Raw genomic sequence first — 19,934 nt, 5'->3', positions numbered from 1 at the left:
CGCCATGGAGTCGAACCCCGCCGCCGCTGCAGCACACATCGCGGCCACTCGAGAACTGCTGATCGATGGCCGCCCGCTGCGGGTGTTCGACGGCTTGCTGCCGAATGTTGCGGAGTACGTGCAGACCCTGGCGCGTGCTCCGTTCACGCGCTCGGAAATCGCGCGTCCGGAAACGGCCGAATACAAGCACTGGGCGACCGAGGTCAAACTGGAAGCGCTGCTGCGGCAGCCGATCTATGACACCACGCGCAGCGCGCTGGGCGCTTTTGCGGTGGCGGGTTTCGACTACGAGCCGTATCGCGCGTACACCAATGTCGCCAGCTACGGCGACATGTTGTTCACCCATACCGATTGTTTGCCGGATCAGCATGACCTGACCGCGCTGTGGTACCTGTGCGATCGTTGGGACATCGAGTGGGGCGGTGAGACGATGTTCTTCGATGGCGCCGATGAAATAGCGTGCGCCGTGCAGCCGCGCCCCGGGCGCCTGGTGGTTTTCGATGGCGCGATAAAGCACGTGGGGCGGCCGCCCAATCGCATCTGCTACGCGCCGCGTTACACCTTCGCAATCAAGTTCCAGCGCGTCGCGCGCTGAAGCCGCAGACGATGAGCGATCGGATGCCGGATCTTGCGGATGCGCGCTGGTTTCCCGTCGACGCCGATGTGCGCGGCGGGCGGATCGCTTTCCTGGAGCTGAGCGACGCCGTCATCGGCAGCGCGTCCTTCCTCGACAACCGGGTGGAAGCGCCGCTCGGCCAGAGCCAGGTGGTGAGCGTGGATCAGGTGCCGCAGGGACTGGTTCGTAGCCACGTAGGTTGGCTATTCCACACCTCTTTCTGCTGTTCGACGCTGCTGGCGCGTGCGTTGCATTTTCCGCCCCATCAGATCTGCCTCAAGGAGCCGCTGGTATTACGACGGCTGGGCGATGCGCGCGAGGAGGGTGTGGCGCTGGGGCGGTTTCCGCAGATCATCGTCGATCTGCTCGCGCGCCGCCGCGATGACGGCGCAAGCATCGTCATAAAGCCTACGCACGCCGCATTGAACGTGGCTACTGATCTGTTGCGGGAGACGCCGGCTGCGCGCGCGGTGGTATTGACCTCGGATCTCGATGACTTCCTGGTTTCCAACCTGAAGAAGACCGCGGAAACGCAGGCGAAGATTCCGCAGCTGGCCCAGCGTGCGTTGCGTGCCGGCCACTTTCGCCACAGCCTGCCCGAACAGGCGTTCGAACCTCCGAGCCTGCTATGCGCCGCTGCGTTGCAGTGGGCCGCGCAGCGCGAACTGGCTCTCGACATACAGCAAGCGGCCGGGACTGACCGGGTGTGGATACTGGACCAGCGCGAACTCCTCGATGATGTGGCCGCCATGGCCGGGCGTGTCGCCCAGTGGCTTGGACTGGACCCGCCGGCGGAGGCGTTCGCCGCGCATGTCGCGGCGGTTTCCCAACGCCATGCGAAAGTGCCGGATACGGCTTACGGTTCGGAAAAGCGCGACGTGGAGAAGCAGATGGTGGCCAATATGTTCTCCGCGGAGCTTCAGAGCGCCCTAATCTGGGCGCAGCGCTACCTGCTTCCTTACATGCGCCAAAGCCTCACTGTAGTCACCAACGAATGAATCACTCCGTGGAAACCAAGGAACAGCGCCTGTGGCAGCAGGGTGAGGCCTATGCCTCCCGAGGCGATTGGGCGCGGGCCGCTGCCGCCTTCGAAGGGATCATCAGCCACAACCCCGGCCATCTGCCGGCCTTGCTGAAGTCGTCGGCGGCGCTGCTCAAGTTGGATCGCTATCGCACCGCCCGCGAACGAGTGCTATCGGCGTTGCCGCTGGCCATCGATCATCCGGGGCTTACGCTGGAGCTCGCGCGCAAGCTGCGGGAACTCCACGAACCCGCGCGCCTGCTGGCGCTACTGGACCGATCCACTTTCGTGCGCTGCGGCCATGCGCAGATGCTGACCGAGATGGCGCTGATCGTCAGTTCGATCGGCGATCAGGAGCGGGCGCTGACGTTGACCACGGCGGCCACGCAGGCCGATCCTCGACATGCACAGGCGCGTTACATGCGCGGCACTGCCTTGATGTTCCTGGGGCGCATGGACGAGGCCGAGCAGGAACTGGAGGCGGCCATTCGGCTGTTGCCCTTGTTCCCGCAGCCGCACTGGGTGCTTTCCAGGTTGCGCAAGTGGTCGTCCGACCGCAATCACATCGACCGGCTTCGCCAGTTGCTGAAGCAGACGCCGCGCGATAGCGAGGCCGAGGCGTATTTGTCCAATGCGCTGCACAACGAACTGCACGACCTGGGCGACTACGAAGGTTCCTGGCAGGCTCTGGACCGCTACTGCCGGGTAAAGAACCGCCTGGAGCCCTACCAGGAGAGCAAGACGCGCGAACTGTTCGCTGCGATCAAATCGCTTTGCACCGCGGACTTCGTGAAGTCCGCGCCGCGGGACGACGACTTCGTGCCGATCTTCATCATCGGCATGCATCGTTCCGGCACCACGCTGCTCGAACGCATCCTGGGCGGCCACAGCATGGTGGCCGACGGTGGCGAGACCTATTCGTTCACCGCCCAGATCAAGATCGCGACCGACCACAAATGCTCGCAATCGGTCGATCCGCTCTCGGTGCAGCGCCTGAAGGATGCCGATTTCGACGCGATGGGCCGCGGCTTCATCGCCGACTCGAAGTGGCGCGCCAAGGGCAAGCCGTTCTTGACCGAGAAGCTGCCGCCCAACCTGCTCAATGCCGGGTTCGTCGCCAAGGCGATCCCGAACGCGCGCATCCTGCACATGGTCCGCGATCCGGTGGATACCTGCTTCTCGAACCTGCGCACGTACTTCACCAATGCCGCGCTGTATTCGTTCAATCAGCTCGATGTGGCCAATTACGTCGGGCACTACCGCGATTTGATGGAGCACTGGCGTACGGTCATGCCGTCGCGCGTGCTGGACATCTCCTATGACGGCCTGGTCAACGACACCGAGGCGACGGTACGCGGCATCTTCGATTTCTGCGGGCTCCCCTTCGAGGCGGATGCGCTGAACGTGGAAAGATCATCGGGCGCCGTGTCGACGGCAAGTACGGCGCACGTGCGGCAGGGCATCCTCACCAACCGCGGCGCCGCGTGGAAGCCCTACGAAGCCCATCTGCAGCCCATGATCGACCGCCTGCAGGAACTCGGCGCGATCTGAGCTGCGCGGCCTGGCTCAGGGCTTCATGCCGAACCAGCAGTTGAACGCGATCGTGATGCGTTCGTCGCTGCCATAGAACGGCATGACCTCATGCTGCAGCCAGGAGGGGAACAGCACGAGTTGCCCCGCCTTGAAGCGCACGCTCCACGTCCCGTGGTGATAAGGCGCAGCCAGCCGCGTGTTTCCCGCGTCGAGGAAGTAGTTGCTGTAGTGGTGCGGATTGTGGAATCGCAGGACCCCGGACTCGGGCCGGTCTTCGGGTGTCTGGCCTGGATCGACGCAATAGACCCCCGACCAGGACGCCATCGGATGCGTATGCAGAATGGTGAATCCACCGTGCCGGGTCACGTGGAACCAAGTGTGCGAAAAGATCTGTAGCCGACGCATCTCGTCCGCGTCGTAGTTGTTCAGCTGCTGCACGGCACGGCCCAGGGTGGCCCAGCAGAACTGGCGCAGCTGTTGGATGCAGGCTTCCGGCCAGGCGAACAGATTGAAATCGCTCTCGAACACGCCGGTTTGCTGCTTCAACGAAGGATTCGGGTTGGCATAGGCCGCCCCCTGCGCTTCCCGCGCCAGCAGCAATTGCCTGATTTCAGCGTTCAAGGCCTCGGCATTGGGCAGGACATCCTGCGCAAACGGCACGGCGAAGACGGGATTGATCTCGAACGACATCGCGGGTTCCATCGAACGTAAGGCGGTCATCCGCATTGTAGCCAACAAAAAACTACGGCCCCTTTCGGGGCCGTAGCGGTGTTGCGGTGTACGTGTTGCTTTGAAGCCGGGTCGATCAGAACTTCTGCGTGTAGCGCATGTAGTAGAAGCGACCGGGGACTTCGTACTGCGGATCGAACGAGTTCGCGAAGGCCGCGCGGGAGACCGGCGGATCCTTGTCGAACACGTTGTTGACGCCCAGCGTGATCTTGGCGTTCCACGGCGCATTCCAGTAGGCGCTGACGTCGTGGTAGGTGGTCGCCGCGATGTGGTTGCGAGCCTGGTTGACCGCGACCAAGCTGTCGCCGCCGGCGGTGCCGTCCCACTGGCCATTGCCGTTGGTGTCTTCCGGCACGGCGATGAAGCGGTCCGGATCCGAGCACAGGAAGCTGTAGCCGTAGTCGACGAACTTCTGGCAATCCTCTTCCTGCGAACCGTAGTAGCGCACGTTCCAGGTCGCACCGAAGTCGCCCATCTCCCAACGCGTGGCCAGGTTCGAGCGAATGCGCCAGGCATTGCTGTTCTGCTGGTAGTGGCCGGGGGTGTTGGCGATTTCGTCGATTTCCCAGGTATCGGTCGACTGACCGATGCTCGGCACCGTGGTGATGCTCTCGCCGAACTTGCCGTCGCCGTCCAGATCCACGTCGAACTTGCTCAGGTACGTGGTATCCCACGAGAAGCTGAACTTGCCGAACGAGGTTTCCGGCAGACGGTAGCCGATGGTCAGGTCGAAGCCTTCCACCTTCTGGCCGCCCACGTTGCCCGGCTGCGAGGTCAGGTCGAGCGCGCCGCCCGCGGCGCGGGTGTAGAAGTTGCAGTAGAACTGGACGTTGCCGCGGATGCACTCGTCGACGATGAACTGACCGGTCGGGGTGCTGATCGCGTTATCCAGGTCGATCTTCCACCAGTCCAGCGAGACATCGAAGCCTTCCAGCCAGCTGGGGCTGTAGACCAGGCCCAGAGTGGTGGTGGTGGTGCTTTCCGGCTGCAGGTCCGGGTTGCCGCCCGCGTTGATGCGGATCTGCGGGTTGCCCTGGTCGTAACCACCGGCCGGGACGCCCTGCGCGATGCAGCGTGCCTGCTGCGAGGACGACAGCGACGGGAAGCTGCCCAGGTTGCAGGGGTCGGTCAGGGTCGGGAACGAGTCGCTGATACCGGTGAACAGCTCGGCCACGGACGGAGCGCGGAAGCCTTCCGACCAGTTGCCGCGGACCATCAGGTCGTCGATCGGCTTCCAGCGGAAACCGAACTTGCTGTTCAGCGTGTCGCCGAAGGTGCTGTAGTCGGACCAGCGGGTCGCGACGCTGAAGTCGAGCAGGCGGGCGCCCGGCAGATCCTTGAGCACCGGGATCGCCAGTTCCAGATACGCTTCGTCGACCGAGTAACCACCCGAGGTCGGCTTGCGGTTGTTACCGGTCGAGTTGCCGGCGGCGATCAGCGCGTCGGGCGAGTCGAAGCCGGACTCGGAGCGGTGTTCCAGACCGAACGAGAACGCGAACGCACCGGCATCGCCGATGTCGAACAGGTCACCGCCGATGTTGGCGTAGTAGGACTTCTGCTTGTATTCCAGCTCGCTGTGCAGCGTGCCGGCCGCATAACCCAACATCTCCGGAGTCAGCGTGCCGCTGCCCAGCAGGTTGATCGGCACGCAGCCACCGATGATGGTGGTCAGGTCGCCCGGAGTGCGCACGCACACCGGCTGGCCCGAGGTGGCGGTGCCGGGGCGGTTGTCGATCATCGACGGGCCCAGGCCGTCACGCAGCGCGACCAGGTTGAACTGGCCACTTTCGGTGACGTGGCTGCGGTTCTCGCCCCAGAAGTAGCCGGCTTCCCAATCGAACGCCTTGTCGCCGAACTCCAGGGTGCCTTCGAAGCCGCCGTTGAACGCGAAGGTGTCCACGTCCTGCACGAAGCTACGACGGCCCGCTTCCACGGCACGACGCTGGATGCGGCTGACCGTCTGGCCGAACGGGTTGTACATGCTGAAGGGGCTGATGCTGATCGTCTTGGCGTTCGGCGAGGCGCCGGGGCCGGTGCCGAGCACGATCGGAATCGCCGCCAGCAGCTGTTCGGAGGTGCGCTGGTTGTAGGTCGCGGTGGCCTTGAAGCGGACGTTGTCGGTGATGTCCAGCGAGCCGTTCATGAAGAGCGACTTGCGTTCCTGCGGCGTCAGCAGGTAGTTGTCCGGCGCGAAGTTGAACACGTCGGAACCGACGCGGTTACGCCAGTTGGTGCCGCTGTTGCCGTCGTTGTAGGTGAACTGACCGGCGGTGCCGTTGGGACGGGTTTGACCGACGCTGCAGGCGCCGTTGGCGAAGACGCCCGAGCACAGCGCGAAGCGGCCGTTCGGCACGGTCGAGCTGCCCTGGAAGAAGGCATCCGGCGCAGCGCCGAAGACCGACAGCTCGGAGATCTTGCGATCGCCGGCCATCACCGGCTCTTCCTTGACGTAACCGACGCCCAGCATCGCTGCCCAGCGGTCGCCCGCCGAACCGATGGTGAAGTCGTAGGCCTGACGGGTGCCGTCGCCCTTGTCGAACTGGCCGATGTAGGCGTTGGCTTCAGCGCCGTCGAAGTTCGAGCGCAGGATCACGTTGACCACGCCGGCGATCGCGTCCGAACCGTAGATCGTCGAGGCGCCGTCCTTCAGGACTTCGATGCGCTCGACCGCGGCGGTCGGGATGGTGTTGAGGTCGACCGCGCCGCCCAGACCGGTACCACCGATCCAACGACGGCCGTTGACCAGCACCAGGGTGCGGTTGGAGCCGAGGTTACGCAGGCTGACGCGGGTTTCACCGTTGCCGCCGTTGTTGAACGTGGAGTTCAGGGTCGAACCGTTGGCGGTGATGTTCTGGATCACATCGCCGACCGAGGTCAGGCCCTGCGCGGTGATTTCGTCGCGGCTCAGCGAGAACACCGGCTGCGAGGTTTCGATATCAGTGCGCTTGATGCGCGAGCCAGTCACCTCGATGCGTTCGAGGGTGGTGGCTTCCTTTTCTTGCGGCTGGGCGGCGTCCTGCGCGAACGCAGTGCCGGTGCCAGCGATGGTGCCCACTGCGAGCGCGATCTTGATCGCGTCGCGGAGCTGGGTGGTCTTCAAAGTCATCTCTCTCTCCAAGTCGGTCTTGGTTTATTTCCCATGGGAACCCCACCGCCGGAGTCAAGAAAGACACCAAAACCGGCAAGGCCGTCCGGATAGTAGACCGCTCTTCTGAAAAATTAAAGTGTCGTTAACAAACGCCGACGAATGGTCCTGGCGCTGCCAAAACTCACTTTTGTGACGGAGAAAACAGACCGAGTCGTCGGTCTGAGAGAGGACTCAGAGGTCCTGTTCGTAGCGGACGTAGGGCACGGTGCCCTCGTCGCGGTCGCTGTCACTGGGCGAGAAGGGATTCTTGCCGCGGGTCACTACGTTCTCGGCCCCGACGGTCAGCTGGCCGCTCCAGGGAGTGCGCCAGGTCAGGCCCACGCCCAGGCCGCTCCATTGGCCGGGGACGCCGGGGGTGTCGATGACGCGGCCGATGATGTTGGCGCCGAAATTGCCGACGCCCGCACCGATGGTGAAGGTCTTGCTGGTCCAGCGGTCGGCGACTTCCGAGGGGATATCGTCGGCTGGAATCAGGCGGGCGCGGGCGAGCGTGCCGCCGATGGACACGGTGGCTTCGCGGCCGATGTTCTTCTGGCCATACAGGGTCAGGCTGTTCTGATCGATCCTGCCGGCCTTGCTGTTCGGGCTGAGCCAGGCAGGCAGGGTGTCCCGCGCATTGCCCACGACCACGCCAAAACGGTTGCTGCCATGGGTGAGGCTGGCGCCGGCATTGAACTGCCGATCGCTGCCGTCGCCGTCGAGCGTGGCCAGCATGCAGTGGTTGGCGAGATTGCCGATCGTCGAAGCGAGCCCGCTTTTGCGATCACAGACCAGGCCGAGCGTATCGCCCGCGGCGACGCCGAATGCCGCATCGAGGGTGTTGCCGCCCACGCGCCAGCGTGCGCCGGCGACCGGCGTGGTGCTCGGTTCGAGCTGCAGCACGGCTTCCAGCTTGCCGTTGGTATTCCACACCGGGAGCAAGGTCGCGTCAGTCTTCCATCCCGCCGACTGCGCGTGCGCGCCCGTTGCTGCGCCCAAGGCGAGCAATGCGGCGAGTGGCAGTTGGAGGAGGCGCGCTTTCATGGCGTGGTTACGACCGGATCCGGTCGGTGAAGTTCCCCGCTTTCTGGGCCTAGGACTATAGCTACTTTATGCTTATTTAACAATCCGTGCGCTACGTCGCAACCCCATTACTGGGTCCGCTCAGGCGCCGGCTGGATGTCCGGAGCTAGGGCGAACAGGCCGGCGATCTGCGCCGGGCTGAACCGGTAGGACTGGCCGCAGAACTCACAACGGACCACCGCCTCGCCGTCGGCCAGGGCCGCCGTGGCTTCCTCCTCGCCCAGGGACACCAGCATCGATTCCACCCGTTCGCGCGAGCACGAGCAGGCGAACGACAGCGGTCGGGCCCCGAGCATCTGCACCCCATCCTCATGGAACAAACGGGTCACCAGCTGCTCGCCGGTCCACTGCAGAAGTTCGTTCGGAGCCAGCGTGTCGAACAGGGCGGACGCGCGCGTCCAGCCATCGTCGTCGCCGGCATCGCCCGGCAGCTTCTGCAGCATCAGGCCGGCCGCGCCGGTCTGGTCCGCGGCCAGCAGCAGCCGGGTCGGCAATTGTTCGGAGCGGCGGAAATAGTCCTCGAATGCACCCGCCAGTGAATCGGACTCGAGCGGGACCAGGCCCTGGTACCGCATCGGTTCGCGCCCGTCGCGCGAGGGATTCTCGATGGTGATCGCGAGCATGGCGTCCGGGCCCAGGTCGCGCAGGTCGCGCGATACCGTGCCCGACTCGTCGAGCTGGGCAATGCCGCGCAGCGTGCCGGCAGCGGTGCATTCGGCGAACAGGGTGCGCAGGGTGCCATGGCCGCGCAACTGCACGGACAGCCGGCCGTCGACCTTGGCGTGACCGGTGAAGAGCGCGGCGGCGGCCGCGGCTTCGCCCAGCAGCTCGGCGGCCGCGACCGGGTATTCGGTCCGCGTACGGATCTGCTGCCAGGTGTCCTGCAGGTGCACGCGCACCCCGCGCACGCCGGCGCCTTCGATGAGGAAGCGGCTGAGCTGGTCCTGGTCGGCGTTTTGGGCGGGGGCGGTCGTCGCGGGGGCAGTGGTCATGGCGGCTCGTACGGTAAGGCGCGCGGCATCCACGATAATGCGCGCCATCGGTTGCGGGGTAGCCGCGACATGGGGACGGAGGACAGCGGGTGCAAGACGAGAATCCACAGGGGGCCGACATGGCGGCGGCAAGGCCGGCACGCAGGCGCTGGCGCAGTTGGCTATGGCGGCTGCCGTTGCTGTTCATCGCGGTGACGGTGCTGCAGGTCCTGTTGATGCGGTTCATCGATCCGCCGTTTTCGGCCTTCATGGTCGGGCGCCAGTTAGAGGCGTGGGGCTCGGGCGACTTTGGATTCCGCATCGCCTACGACTGGCGCGATCTCGATCAGATCTCGCGTAACGTGCCGTTGGCGATGATCGCGTCGGAAGACCAGAACTTCGCCAACCACAACGGATTCGACTTCAAGGCGATCGAGAAGGCGCGCGTGCACAACGAGCGCGCCGAGGAGCGGGCGCGCAAGCGCAACCGGCCGGTGCGGCGGATTCGCGGCGCCAGCACTATCACCCAGCAGACGGCGAAGAACCTGTTCCTGTGGAAAGGGCAGGGCGTAACCCGCTGGGCGCGCAAGGGCCTGGAGGTCTGGTACACCGTGCTGATCGAAACCTTGTGGCCAAAGCGCCGCATCATCGAGGTCTACGTCAACACGGTCGAGCTGGGCGACGGCGTCTACGGTGCGCAGGCCGCGGCCCGCACCTACTTCAACAAGGACGCCAAGAATCTGCAGCCCGCCGAAGCCGCGCGCATGGCCGCGGTGCTGCCCAATCCGCGCCGTTACAGCATCGCGCGACCCGGTCCGTACGTAGAGAGGCGCAGCGGTGCGATCCAGCGGCAGATGCGCTACATGGGCGGTCCGACCTTCCTTCAGCGGATCGATTAGCGCGTTGGGCTGCCGTGCCGGATACCATGCTCCCCATGAGCCGTGACCTGCTGACCGTCGTCGTGGCGGCTTTCAACGAAGCCGACGCCCTGCCGTTGCTGCATCCGCGCCTGCGCGCCGTGCTCGACGGCATGTCCGACCTGGACAGTCGGATCCTCTACATCGACGACGGTAGCCGCGACGACACCTGGGCGGTGCTGCAGCAGATTGCGGCCAGCGATGCGCAAGTCGGCTTGCTGCGCCTGTCGCGCAACTTCGGCAAGGAAGCAGCACTCACCGCAGGCCTGGATCATGTCGACGGCGGCGCGGCGATCATCCTGGACGCGGACTGTCAGGATCCGCCTGAGCTCATTCCCCAATTCGTAGCGAAGTGGCGCGAGGGCTACGACGACGTCTACGGCACGCGGATCGAACGCGAAGGCGAGAGCTGGCTCAAACGCGCTACCGCACATGCGTTCTACCGCGTGATCGGACGCCTTTCGCATACGCCCGTTCCCGCCGACACCGGCGATTTCCGCCTGCTTTCGCCGCGCTCGCTCGCCGCCCTGCGGCAACTACGGGAACGGCATCGTTTCATGAAGGGGCTGTTCGGCTGGATCGGCTTCAACTCGGTCGCGGTGCCTTACCACCGGGAAGCACGCAACGCCGGTGCCAGCAAGTTCAACCTCTGGCGCCTGTGGAACTTCGCCCTCGAAGGCATCACCAGCTTCTCCACCGCGCCGTTGCGGCTGGCTACCTACCTGGGCCTGATGACCGCGGCCGTCGCCTTCCTTTACGCGCTGTGGATCGTGCTCAAGGCCATGCTGTGGGGCGATCCGGTCGCCGGCTGGCCAACCATGATGGCGGTCATCCTGTTCCTGGGCGGCGTGCAGCTGATCGCGCTGGGTTTGATCGGGGAGTACCTCGGTCGCCTGTACGAGGAAGCCAAGCACCGCCCGCTGTACCTGGTCGATGTCTGGAAGCCGGCCGCAGGAGTATTCTCTGCGTCATCCGTCGCGCCATCCGCCGCCATTGGAGGAGAGAGCCATGCGCACCGTACGGCAGCTGCTCGAAGCGAAAACCCCGGAGATCTACGCGATCTCGCCTGAGGCGCCGGTGATCGACGCGATCCGGCTGATGGCGGAGAAACGCATTGGTGCCGTGCTGGTGATGGAGGGGCCGCGCCTGGTCGGCATCCTCTCCGAACGGGACTACGCGCGGAAGATCGTGCTGCAGGGCCGCTCCTCGAGCGATACGCCGGTCAGCACGATCATGACCGCCGAGGTCGTCACCGTCCGCCTGGACGACACGGCGGAGCGTTGCATGCAGATCGTGACCAACGAGCGCATCCGCCACCTGCCGGTGCTGCGCAATGGCGAAGTAATCGGCCTGGTGTCGATCGGCGATTTGGTCAAGGCCGTGATCGAGGACCAGCAGGTCGAACTGGACCAGTTGCAGCGCTACATCGCCAGCTGATTCGCGCTGTTCAACGTGCTTCGTCGGGCCTATTTGGCGTAACGGCCACCGCACTCCGCGTCCTTGCCAGGGCCGAGTTCCAACGTCGCAAGCAGCGCCGCCGGCGGCGCGATGTTGGCCAGCGTCAACGCGAGCGCGCCGCGCAAACCGATGCGGCCGTAGTCTGGATGGAAGTCCGGATCCTTGAACGTACCGTCGATCCACAAGGGCGAGCGCAGCGCGAACAGGCTGCGATCCTTCGGACGCGGCCGCAGTTTCAAATGCAGGGTTTCGTCGCGCAGGTCGATCGTGCCCTCGCCGACGATGATCGTGTCGGTGGTGTCGAAGGCCATCGAGCGCGAGTTCATCACGCCGTTGTCGACGGCGAAGTCGCCGAAGGCGCAGCGCACCGGCACCTTGCGGTCGCCGCGGACTAGGAACTTCAGCGCCTCGGCGATATCGATGCCGGCGAGCTCCATCAGCAGGTTGCTGATCTGGCCTCTACCCATGCCGACGCTGACGTCGCCGTTGCTGGTTCCCAGCATCGAGGCGATCGAATTGCCGGTGCCGCTGAGCGCGACATCGCCGCCGATGCGTCCGATGGCATCCTGCGCCAGCTTCACGTCCGGAACCAGGCGGCGCAGTTGCAGGCCCTTCGCATCGATGCGCGCTTGCGTGCGGATCGGCGTGTTGCGCGCGTCCATCCGCACAATGGCGCGTATCTGGCCTCCGGCCACGCCGAAGTTGAGCGGTTCCAGTCGCAGCAGTCCGGCATCGAGACGCAGGTGCGTATCCATGTCGTCGAGAGGCAGCTTCGGTGTGTCGATGCGATGCGCCTTGTACTGCACCTCGGCATCCATGGCGCGCAGTCTTTCCAGGTCGTACGGACGATCGGGTAGCAGCCGCGTCTTCGCGCGCTCGCTGGCTGCCTGGGCCGCGAGCTGGCTATTGGTCGACTCGCCCTTGCCCGATTGCGGGGCCTTGTTGACGAAACCCGCGAGATCGTCGAAGTCCAGGCGCTTGGACACCAGGTTCGCGCGCAGGAAGGGCCGCGCACCGCCGACGGCCACGCTCGCGTCGCCGGCGAGATCGCTGTCGCCGACGGTGCCGTGGAAATTGTCGTAGTGCCAGACGTGTTTGCGCGCATCGATGATCTCGCGGGTCAAGCGGCCGTCGAGCGTGTAGGGCGGTGTGTTCGGCGTGACCACGCCTATCAGCGGATACAAGTCGGCCATGTCCTGGCCGGAGAGCGCCAATTGCAAGTCGAAATCGCGCAGTAGCACCGGGTCGGTCAAGGTGCCGCGCGCATGCGCATGGGTGGCGCCTGCGCTGCCGCGCACATCGATGCGATAGGGCCGTTGCCGGTCGCGCAGCGCGAGTGGCGATTCGGCGCGGCCGTTCATGGTGAAGCGGTTGTCTTGCCAGCGGCCGCCGCCCGCGACCTGGATGGCGGAGGCGCCGGCGCCCGCATCCTCGACGCTGGTGACGTCGGCGCCGATATCGGTGCGCTTGGCCGCGTCGAGGAAGGTGATGCGGCCCGTGTCGATCCAAAGTTTCGCGAATTGCGCCTGCGTCTGGCTGTTCTCGTCGCCGAACTTCCAGTTGCCGATCCGCTGCGGGCCCATCTCCAGATGCAGCACCGGCCGTGTCAACTTCAATTCGGGAATACGAACCTGGCGGCGCAGCAGCGGCCACACGCGAATGCTGAATTCGACACGGCCGGCCGATGCCATCAGCGGCTGCTTCGACCAGCGCGCATTGCCGAAGCGCAGGCCATCGGCGCGGATCGTCGGCGCGCGCCAGTCCAGGTCAACGTCGAGGTTGCCGCCGATATCGAAACTGCGGCCGGTGCGTGCCTCGACCTGACGTTCGATCGGGCCCTTGAACCAGTTCCAGTCCCAGAGCAGCACGAGCGCAACCAGCGCCAGCGCAATCAAGACCAGCGCTGATCGCCAGGGATGCCGCCACACGGTGGCGGCTGCGGTACGGACTTTTTCGCGGGAGCGTTGCGTATCCATCGCCGAGTCGGTTCGCACGGCGGCGGAGCGCCGTGGTGAGTTCTCACCATCGGCAACCGCGGGTCAAGCATCGGTGAATGCGTTGTGCCCGATTCAGCGATGCGAACGTCAGGTTCTCGGTATGGCGACCTGCGCCATCACGGAAACGTAATGGCACACGCTGCCGGCGATAACGAACATATGCCACACGGCATGCGAATAACGCATCGACGGCCGGTGATAGAAGATCGTGCCGAACGTGTAGCACAGCCCGCCCGCGAGCAGCCAGCCGAAGGTCCAGGCGTCGAGCGCGCGGAATACCGGCACGATCGCCACCAGCACCAGCCAGCCCATCGCGATATAGATGAGCGTGGACAGCAGCTTGAAGCGGCCGGTGAAGAACAGCTTGAAGACCAGGCCGGCCAGCGCCAGCGTCCAGATCGCGGCGAACAGCCACCAGCCCACGGGGCCGCGCAAGCCGATCAGGGTAAAGGGCGTGTAGGTGCCGGCGATCAACAGATAGATCGCGCAATGATCGAATACCTTCAGCCGGGCCTTGGTTACTGGGTGCTGTATCGCGTGGTACAGCGTCGAGGCGATGTACAGCAACAGCAGGCAGGCGCCGAAGACGATGGCGCTGACTAGTTGCCAGCCGTCGCCGTACATCGCGGCGAGGGTGATCAACACCGCGCCGCCGGCCAGCGCCGCGGTCGCGCCCAGGCCGTGGGTCAGGGCGTTGGCGATCTCTTCGCGAAGATCCGCCAGAGGGGTCGAAGCTGAGGGCGCGGTCATGGGGGCAGGATCGGCTGGGGGTCTGGAGCAAATGCTCAGTGCGCCAATGTCGCCTATGATTCGTCGACTGTCAGCCCCGCCGTCCAATGATCATTTCGCACCAGCACCGTTTCATCTTCGCCGCCATTCCCAAAACCGGTACGCATTCGGTCCGTCGGGCGCTGCGGGAGCACATGAGCCCGGAAGATCTCGAGCAGGTCGGCCTGTTCATCAACAAGCGCTTTCCCTACGCGGAACTCGCCCAGATCTCGCACGGTCACCTCTCGCTGCAGCAGGTCCGCCCGTTCGTCGGCGAAGAGGTGTTTTCCGGATACTTCAAGTTTGCGTTCGTGCGCAATCCGTTCGATCGATTCGTGTCCTACTGCGCCTTCATGACGCGCGAGAACGGCGCGTTCGAGCGCAACCCGCGTGAAGTCATGAACCATCTGCTGTTCAAGGTGCGCCCCTTGCATCACGTGCTGTTCCAGCCGCAGCACGGCTTCATCACCGGTGAGGATGGCGCGCTGCTGACGGACTACGTCGGTCGCGTAGAGGAGATGCAGACCTCCTACGATGCGATCTGCGAGCGTATCGGCATCCCCAGCCAGGCCTTGGAACAGGTCAACAGCTCGCGCCGCGGCAGCTATCGCGACTATTACGATCAGCCGCTGATCGATGGCGTCCGCGAGCTGTACCAGCGGGACATCGAGCTGTTCGGATACGAGTTCTGACCATGTGGCCCAATCCCCGCAAAACGACATCGTTGCGACAGCTTGGCCCGGTCGATATCGCCGAGTTGCGCAGGGCCGTGCTCGCCATTCCGGAGTCGGTCTGGAATGCCGAAAACGAGGACAAGCCCAATCAGCGCTACGGCGCGTTCAACCACACGCGCCACATCATCTTCCGCTTCATCACCAATCATCTGGATTGGCGCGAATCCGCGGACTGGCCGCTTTGGGCGCAATGGCGGGACCGTCTGTTGCCGGTGATGGAGCAGGCTACGCGGCCCTATGGCTACACCCATGCTGTCTATCCGCGCGTCATGCTGGCGCGCATGGCGCCGGGCGGGGAGATTCTTCCACACGTGGATGCCAATCCCGCCGCGCAATGGCCGCACAAGATCCATGTGCCATTGCTGACCAACCCCGGGGTCGGTTTCCGCATTGGCGACACCATCCACCACTTGCCGGAAGGGCAGGCGGTGGAGGTCAACAATCTCGGGATCCATGCCGTCCGCAACGATGGCGATACCGATCGTATCCATCTGATCTTCGAGTACTACGATCTCGATCAGCCCGAGCCGGACTGGCTGGCGACGCTGAAATGAAAAACGCCCGGCGATGCCGGGCGTTTGGCTTTCGGACGCGTGGTGTCACTGCCCCATCGTCATCGCCTGCTGCATCGCGGCGCCGGCGCCCATGAAGTACAGCACTAGGCCAAGCACACTCAGCAGCAGCGGAATCTTGTTTTCGGCAAAGTTGAGCAGCCCGAAGATCAACGCAATCGGGCTGATAACCAGCGAGCCGATGCCCCACAGCGCGCTTGAGCGAAATGCATTGACGACCAGCCACAGCCAGCCGATGAAGCCAAGAGCGACTCCCAACCAGAACATAGGTTTTCCCCTCGAGATGGATGAATGCCGCCGGCCCCCTGGCGACATCCGGACACTAGCTCATCGGGGTGAAAGTGTGAAGCCAGTCAAGCTTTAGTCCATCGCGACCGCGTGGGCGTGCTCGCGGGTCGCCAGGAACTGCACGCCCGGCGCGCGTTCCTGCGCCAGCTGCAGATTGACCCGCGTGGGGGCGAGGTAGACCAGTTCGCCCGCGGCATCCACCGACAGGTTCATCGCGTTCTTGTCGCGGAACTCCTCGAGCTTCTTCGCGTCCGCGCAGCGGATCCAGCGCGCGGTGGCGACGTTGACCTGCTCGAAGCTGGCGTCTACGCCGTATTCGTCCTTCAGGCGGTAGGCGACGACGTCGAACTGCAGCATGCCGACTGCGCCGAGGATCAGGTCGTTCGACATCAGCGGGCGGAAGAACTGCGTGGCACCTTCTTCCGACAACTGCGCCAGCCCCTTCTGCAACTGCTTGAGCTTGAGCGGATCGCGCAGACGCGCGCGACGGAACAGTTCCGGCGCGAAGTTGGGAATGCCGGTGAAGCTGAGCATCTCGCCTTCGCTGAAGCTGTCGCCGATCGAAATCGTGCCGTGGTTGTGGATGCCGATCACGTCGCCCGGCCATGCGCTCTCGGCGATCTCGCGGTCGGAGGCCATGAAGGTCAACGCGTTGGCCAACTTCACTTCCTTGCCGCTGCGCGGATGGAAGGCCTTCATGCCGGCGCTGAACTTGCCCGAGCAGATGCGCATGAAGGCGACGCGGTCGCGGTGCTGCGGGTCCATGTTCGCCTGGATCTTGAAGACGAAGCCGGACAGGTGCGTTTCGTACGGCGCGATCTCGCGCGAGGTGGTCGCGCGCGGCTTGGGCGAGGGCGCCTGCTCGACGAAGAAGTCCAGCAGCAGCTGCACGCCGAAGTTGTTGACCGCCGAACCGAAGAACACCGGCGTCTGCTTGCCGGCCAGGTACGCAGCCGGATCGAACGGATGCGAGGCGCCCTGCACCAGTTCGAGCTCGTCGCGCAGTTCCCGCAGCATGTCCGGGCCGATGCGCTCGGCCAACGCCGGGTCGTCGACCGAGGCGAAGATCGTCGAGTCCTGGCGGGTGAAATTGCGGCCGGCTTCGTACAGGTGCACTTCGCCGGTGATGAGGTGCACGACGCCCTTGAGGCGCTGGCCCATGCCGATCGGCCAGGTGACCGGCGCGCACTGGATGCCCAGCACGCTTTCGACTTCATCGAGCAGCTCGATCGGCGGCTTGCCCTCGCGGTCGAGCTTGTTGATGAAGGTCATGATCGGCGTGTCGCGCAGGCGGCACACTTCCATCAGCTTGATGGTGCGTTCCTCGACGCCCTTGGCGACGTCGATGACCATCAGCGCGGAGTCGACCGCGGTGAGCACGCGGTAGGTGTCCTCGCCGAAGTCGGCGTGGCCGGGCGTGTCGAGCAGGTTGACGATGCGGCCTTCGTACGGGAACTGCATCACCGACGAGGTCACCGAGATGCCGCGCTCCTTTTCCAGCGCCATCCAGTCGGAGGTGGCGTGGCGCGCGGCCTTGCGGCCCTTGACCGAGCCGGCCATCTGGATCGCGCCGCCGAACAGCAGCAGCTTTTCGGTCAGCGTGGTCTTGCCGGCGTCGGGGTGCGAGATGATCGCGAACGTGCGGCGGCGCAGGGCTTCGAGAGAAACGTCGGACATGGCAGCGGCGCACCGCAGGGCGCGTCGGGAAGCGGGGAAGGACGGGAATTATAGGCTACGGCGGGCCGCCTGCGATCCGCAGCGGCCCGGACGGCCCGCGCATGCGGAACGGCAGCGATTCCAGCTTCATGCCCCGATTCACCTGCACGACGAAATGCAGATGCGGCCCAGTGGTGAAGCCGGTGTTGCCGGACAGTCCGATCTGTTGACCGGCGCGCACGCGCTGGCCGACGCGGACCATGGCGCCCTCGGACTTCAGGTGCGCGTACAGCGCCATCGTGCCGTCGTCGTGCAGGATGCGGATGAAGTTCGCGCGGCCGCCGTAGCGCTCGCGGTTCAGTCCGGCTTTCTCGAAGTCGTTCTCGACCTGCATCACCACGCCTTCGCGCGCGGCCAGCACGGGCGTGCCGATGTCGGCGGCCAGGTCGATGGCGTAGCGGTTCTGCGGGTCGTTATGGCTGAAACCGCCGCCGAAGCCCTGGTCGATGCGCAGGGCGACCTGCTGCAGCGGCAGTAGGTATTCGTAATCGCGCGGGCGCGCGCCCGGATCGCCCGGCAGGCTGTCCATCAGCAGTTCGCCGTCGCGCGAACCGTCGAGCACCGCAACCAGTATCGAACCGCGCGCCGGCACCGTGGCACGCGCGGGCAGGGGCGGGTCGCTGCTGACGCCGCCGCCGCGCGCCTGCAGCAGGACTTCGATCGGGCCGGCGAGGTTGTTGTCGGCGAAGGCGAGATAGCGGCCGTCGCGTGTTTCCAGACGCAGGCGAGCCACGGCGCGCGGCTCGGCGATGACGGGAATGACCTTGACCGATCCGGACTTCACCGCGGGGCTGGCGCCGTCCGGAGCGCTGTCGCCGTAATGGGTAATGCCGTTCTTGTCGGTCCACTTGTAGACCTTGGCCGCGTACGCGCTGGTCGCCAGCGCGTACGTCACCAGCGCGCACGTCAGTGCAGCGGCGAGGAAGACAGCAGGATGACGCTGGAAAGCCATGGAACGGACCCGCGCACCGTCACTCGGTGCAGCCTTGCCTCAGTCCCAGCGAGCTTGCCACATCGCGCAGGTCGAAAGCCGTGACCGCTTTATCGTCGCTCTGGGCAAACAGCGCGCCACCGGGGAAGCCCGCCATCGCCGCCGCGTGCAGGGCCACGCCATCGGTGCGTGCGGTCTTGGCGCCCTGGAAGCTGCCGACCGGCTTCAGCGTCACTCGGTCGAACAGATGGAAGATGGTGAGCGGCGCCAGCTGGTCGACCGCGATCCAGTAGCCGCTGCCATCCGGGCAGGTCCACAGCGCGACGCCCTCGGCTTCGGCGCCGAAGGCGTCCTGCGGCAGCGAGCGGCCGGTGTACTTGCCGCTGAAGGTGTACTCGCGCAGCGTCGACAGGTGACGGCGGTCTTCGTCGGCGACCAGCATGCGGTCGTTCTCGGGATCGCCGGCGATCGACTCCACCATGCGCAGCGCGCTTTCCTCGTGGGTGTCGCCGAAGGAGCCGGCGTACTGCGAACGCATGGCGCCGTTCTGGTCGAAGGACACGCGATAGCGGCGCACGCGCTGGTCGAGTTCGTTGAACGGCGGCACTTCGTCGAACTTCTTGCCGTACATGAAGCTGTCGGTGATGTAGACGTCGTACTCGCCCGGCTCCTTCTCGGTCAGCCAGATGCCATACGGACTGCGCAGTTCTTTTTCGCCGAAGGTGCCGATGGTCTTGAAGCCGGGCAGCGACAGCAGCTGCACGCGGTGGTTGTCGCGTTCGACCACGAACAGGTAGTCGCCCTGCACGGCGATGCCGTTGGGGCGCTTGAACTGGCCCGGACCCTGGCCTTCTTCGCCGAAGGTCCGCAGCTCCTCGCCGGTGTCCGCATCGAACACCACCAGGCGATGGCTGGACTTGCCGGTGGCGATCAGCCAGGTCTTGCCGTCTTCGGTCGGCCAGGTGGCCAGCGAATCGAGTTCCTCCTGCGGCACGTCGGCCGAGACGTAGGCCTCGACGACGGTGACCGGGTTGGGAGCAGCGACCGGAACGGAGGGCTGGGTTTGGCGCGGGGCGGTGGCGCAGGCGGTCAGCAGGGCCGCGAGGCCTGCTGCGGTCAGGAGGCGAGGATTCATTCGAACAGTGTACGAAAGCCGAGGACGGTGCTGGCGCCGATTGTGGCGAAACCATCGCGCTCGGAAAACCCGTGCGATGGGGGGCGGGGCCGGCGAGAGGAACGCTCCGGGTCGGGTTATGACTAATTGGAATTTATATCGCTTTATCCAGATAAAGCGATTGACTGGTTCGCCGCGCGGCTGGCAGACTGCGTCTATCCATCGAGACCGGCTGAGGGACAGGCCCTTTGACGCCGGGGCAACCTACCGCTTCCACCGCCTTGCGGTGCAGTGGGAAGGTGCCAACTCCTGCGGCCCCTATGCGGGTCGAAAGATGGTTGCGGACTTCGCCCACGCCG

At 65.1% G+C, this 19,934-nt stretch carries 18 protein-coding genes and 1 riboswitch; of the genes, 8 read left to right on the top strand and 10 right to left on the bottom strand.

All coding sequences use genetic code 11. The features are described 5' to 3' along the window. The first annotated feature begins 4 nt into the window (after positions 1 to 4). Genes ACYVJ8_RS16295 through ACYVJ8_RS16285 form a run of 3 tightly spaced genes read left to right on the top strand, consistent with a single transcriptional unit; the run spans position 5 to position 3,188 of the window. Entirely contained in the window at positions 5 to 595 is a 591-nt protein-coding gene (locus tag ACYVJ8_RS16295; RefSeq protein ID WP_460714326.1) for a 2OG-Fe(II) oxygenase, read from the top strand. Between the two features lie 11 nt (positions 596 to 606). Then, complete coding sequence (locus ACYVJ8_RS16290) at positions 607 to 1,614, top strand: hypothetical protein (protein WP_460714324.1); 1,008 nt, start codon at positions 607 to 609, stop codon at positions 1,612 to 1,614. Continuing rightward, positions 1,611 to 3,188 carry a tetratricopeptide repeat-containing sulfotransferase family protein gene (locus tag ACYVJ8_RS16285; RefSeq protein ID WP_460714322.1) on the top strand — a complete coding sequence of 526 codons (1,578 nt, stop codon included), beginning with the start codon at positions 1,611 to 1,613 and terminating at the stop codon, positions 3,186 to 3,188. Before ACYVJ8_RS16290 ends, ACYVJ8_RS16285 begins: the two co-directional genes overlap by 4 nt. 15 nt (positions 3,189 to 3,203) lie before the next feature. Here ACYVJ8_RS16285 and ACYVJ8_RS16280 read toward each other — a convergent pair whose 3' ends face one another. The 4 genes from ACYVJ8_RS16280 to hslO form a co-directional block, all read right to left on the bottom strand. Beyond that, complete coding sequence (locus tag ACYVJ8_RS16280; protein ID WP_460714320.1) at positions 3,204 to 3,890, bottom strand: TIGR02466 family protein; 687 nt, start codon at positions 3,888 to 3,890, stop codon at positions 3,204 to 3,206. An 85-nt stretch (positions 3,891 to 3,975) separates the two neighbouring features. Further along, the gene (locus ACYVJ8_RS16275) at positions 3,976 to 7,005 is read right to left on the bottom strand and encodes a TonB-dependent receptor domain-containing protein (protein WP_460714318.1); all 3,030 of its coding nucleotides are present in this window, start codon (positions 7,003 to 7,005) and stop codon (positions 3,976 to 3,978) included. A 213-nt stretch (positions 7,006 to 7,218) separates the two neighbouring features. Beyond that, positions 7,219 to 8,034 (bottom strand): XOO1806 family protein, encoded by an 816-nt coding sequence (locus ACYVJ8_RS16270; protein WP_460714431.1) that lies wholly within the window; start codon positions 8,032 to 8,034, stop codon positions 7,219 to 7,221. Between the two features lie 143 nt (positions 8,035 to 8,177). Further along, a complete protein-coding gene (gene hslO / locus ACYVJ8_RS16265; RefSeq protein ID WP_460714316.1) occupies positions 8,178 to 9,101 on the bottom strand; it encodes an Hsp33 family molecular chaperone HslO in 924 nt (307 codons plus the stop codon). Positions 9,102 to 9,220: 119 nt separating this feature from the next. Here hslO and mtgA point away from each other — a divergent pair, with 119 nt between their 5' ends. From mtgA to ACYVJ8_RS16250, 3 genes are read left to right on the top strand one after another with little or no spacing between them, the layout of a single operon-like run. Further along, positions 9,221 to 9,979: a monofunctional biosynthetic peptidoglycan transglycosylase gene (mtgA, locus tag ACYVJ8_RS16260; RefSeq protein ID WP_460714314.1), complete on the top strand. Its 759-nt coding sequence runs from the start codon at positions 9,221 to 9,223 to the stop codon at positions 9,977 to 9,979. A gap of 35 nt (positions 9,980 to 10,014) precedes the next feature. Then, positions 10,015 to 11,067: a glycosyltransferase family 2 protein gene (locus ACYVJ8_RS16255; RefSeq protein WP_460714312.1), complete on the top strand. Its 1,053-nt coding sequence runs from the start codon at positions 10,015 to 10,017 to the stop codon at positions 11,065 to 11,067. Next, the gene (locus ACYVJ8_RS16250; protein ID WP_460714310.1) at positions 11,006 to 11,434 is read left to right on the top strand and encodes a CBS domain-containing protein; all 429 of its coding nucleotides are present in this window, start codon (positions 11,006 to 11,008) and stop codon (positions 11,432 to 11,434) included. Before ACYVJ8_RS16255 ends, ACYVJ8_RS16250 begins: the two co-directional genes overlap by 62 nt. Before the next feature lie 29 nt (positions 11,435 to 11,463). Here ACYVJ8_RS16250 and ACYVJ8_RS16245 read toward each other — a convergent pair whose 3' ends face one another. Then, a complete protein-coding gene (locus tag ACYVJ8_RS16245) occupies positions 11,464 to 13,431 on the bottom strand; it encodes an AsmA family protein (protein ID WP_460714309.1) in 1,968 nt (655 codons plus the stop codon). A 108-nt stretch (positions 13,432 to 13,539) separates the two neighbouring features. Then, complete coding sequence (gene trhA / locus ACYVJ8_RS16240) at positions 13,540 to 14,202, bottom strand: PAQR family membrane homeostasis protein TrhA (RefSeq protein WP_460714307.1); 663 nt, start codon at positions 14,200 to 14,202, stop codon at positions 13,540 to 13,542. A gap of 86 nt (positions 14,203 to 14,288) precedes the next feature. Here trhA and ACYVJ8_RS16235 point away from each other — a divergent pair, with 86 nt between their 5' ends. Next, positions 14,289 to 14,912, top strand: a complete 624-nt coding sequence (locus ACYVJ8_RS16235) for a sulfotransferase family 2 domain-containing protein (RefSeq protein ID WP_460714305.1) — start codon at positions 14,289 to 14,291, stop codon at positions 14,910 to 14,912. 2 nt (positions 14,913 to 14,914) lie between these two features. Continuing rightward, positions 14,915 to 15,508 (top strand): aspartyl/asparaginyl beta-hydroxylase domain-containing protein, encoded by a 594-nt coding sequence (locus ACYVJ8_RS16230; RefSeq protein WP_460714303.1) that lies wholly within the window; start codon positions 14,915 to 14,917, stop codon positions 15,506 to 15,508. A gap of 45 nt (positions 15,509 to 15,553) precedes the next feature. On the opposite strand, the gene ACYVJ8_RS16225 is transcribed toward ACYVJ8_RS16230, so the two are convergent. The 4 genes from ACYVJ8_RS16225 to ACYVJ8_RS16210 all read right to left on the bottom strand — a co-directional run bounded on the left by ACYVJ8_RS16225 (position 15,554) and on the right by ACYVJ8_RS16210 (position 19,596). Then, the gene (locus ACYVJ8_RS16225; protein WP_460714301.1) at positions 15,554 to 15,793 is read right to left on the bottom strand and encodes a hypothetical protein; all 240 of its coding nucleotides are present in this window, start codon (positions 15,791 to 15,793) and stop codon (positions 15,554 to 15,556) included. A gap of 93 nt (positions 15,794 to 15,886) precedes the next feature. Further along, the gene (locus ACYVJ8_RS16220; RefSeq protein ID WP_460714299.1) at positions 15,887 to 17,491 is read right to left on the bottom strand and encodes a peptide chain release factor 3; all 1,605 of its coding nucleotides are present in this window, start codon (positions 17,489 to 17,491) and stop codon (positions 15,887 to 15,889) included. Positions 17,492 to 17,546: 55 nt separating this feature from the next. Then, a complete protein-coding gene (locus ACYVJ8_RS16215; RefSeq protein WP_460714297.1) occupies positions 17,547 to 18,482 on the bottom strand; it encodes a peptidoglycan DD-metalloendopeptidase family protein in 936 nt (311 codons plus the stop codon). Positions 18,483 to 18,501: 19 nt separating this feature from the next. Continuing rightward, the gene (locus ACYVJ8_RS16210) at positions 18,502 to 19,596 is read right to left on the bottom strand and encodes a phytase (RefSeq protein WP_460714295.1); all 1,095 of its coding nucleotides are present in this window, start codon (positions 19,594 to 19,596) and stop codon (positions 18,502 to 18,504) included. Between the two features lie 195 nt (positions 19,597 to 19,791). After that, positions 19,792 to 19,916, top strand: a riboswitch (SAM riboswitch). Positions 19,917 to 19,934 lie beyond the last annotated feature (18 nt).

Source organism: Lysobacter terrae (genome assembly GCF_054782215.1).
The sequence above is the reverse complement of the archived record's forward strand: the minus strand, read 5'-3'. Positions and strand labels throughout refer to the sequence as shown.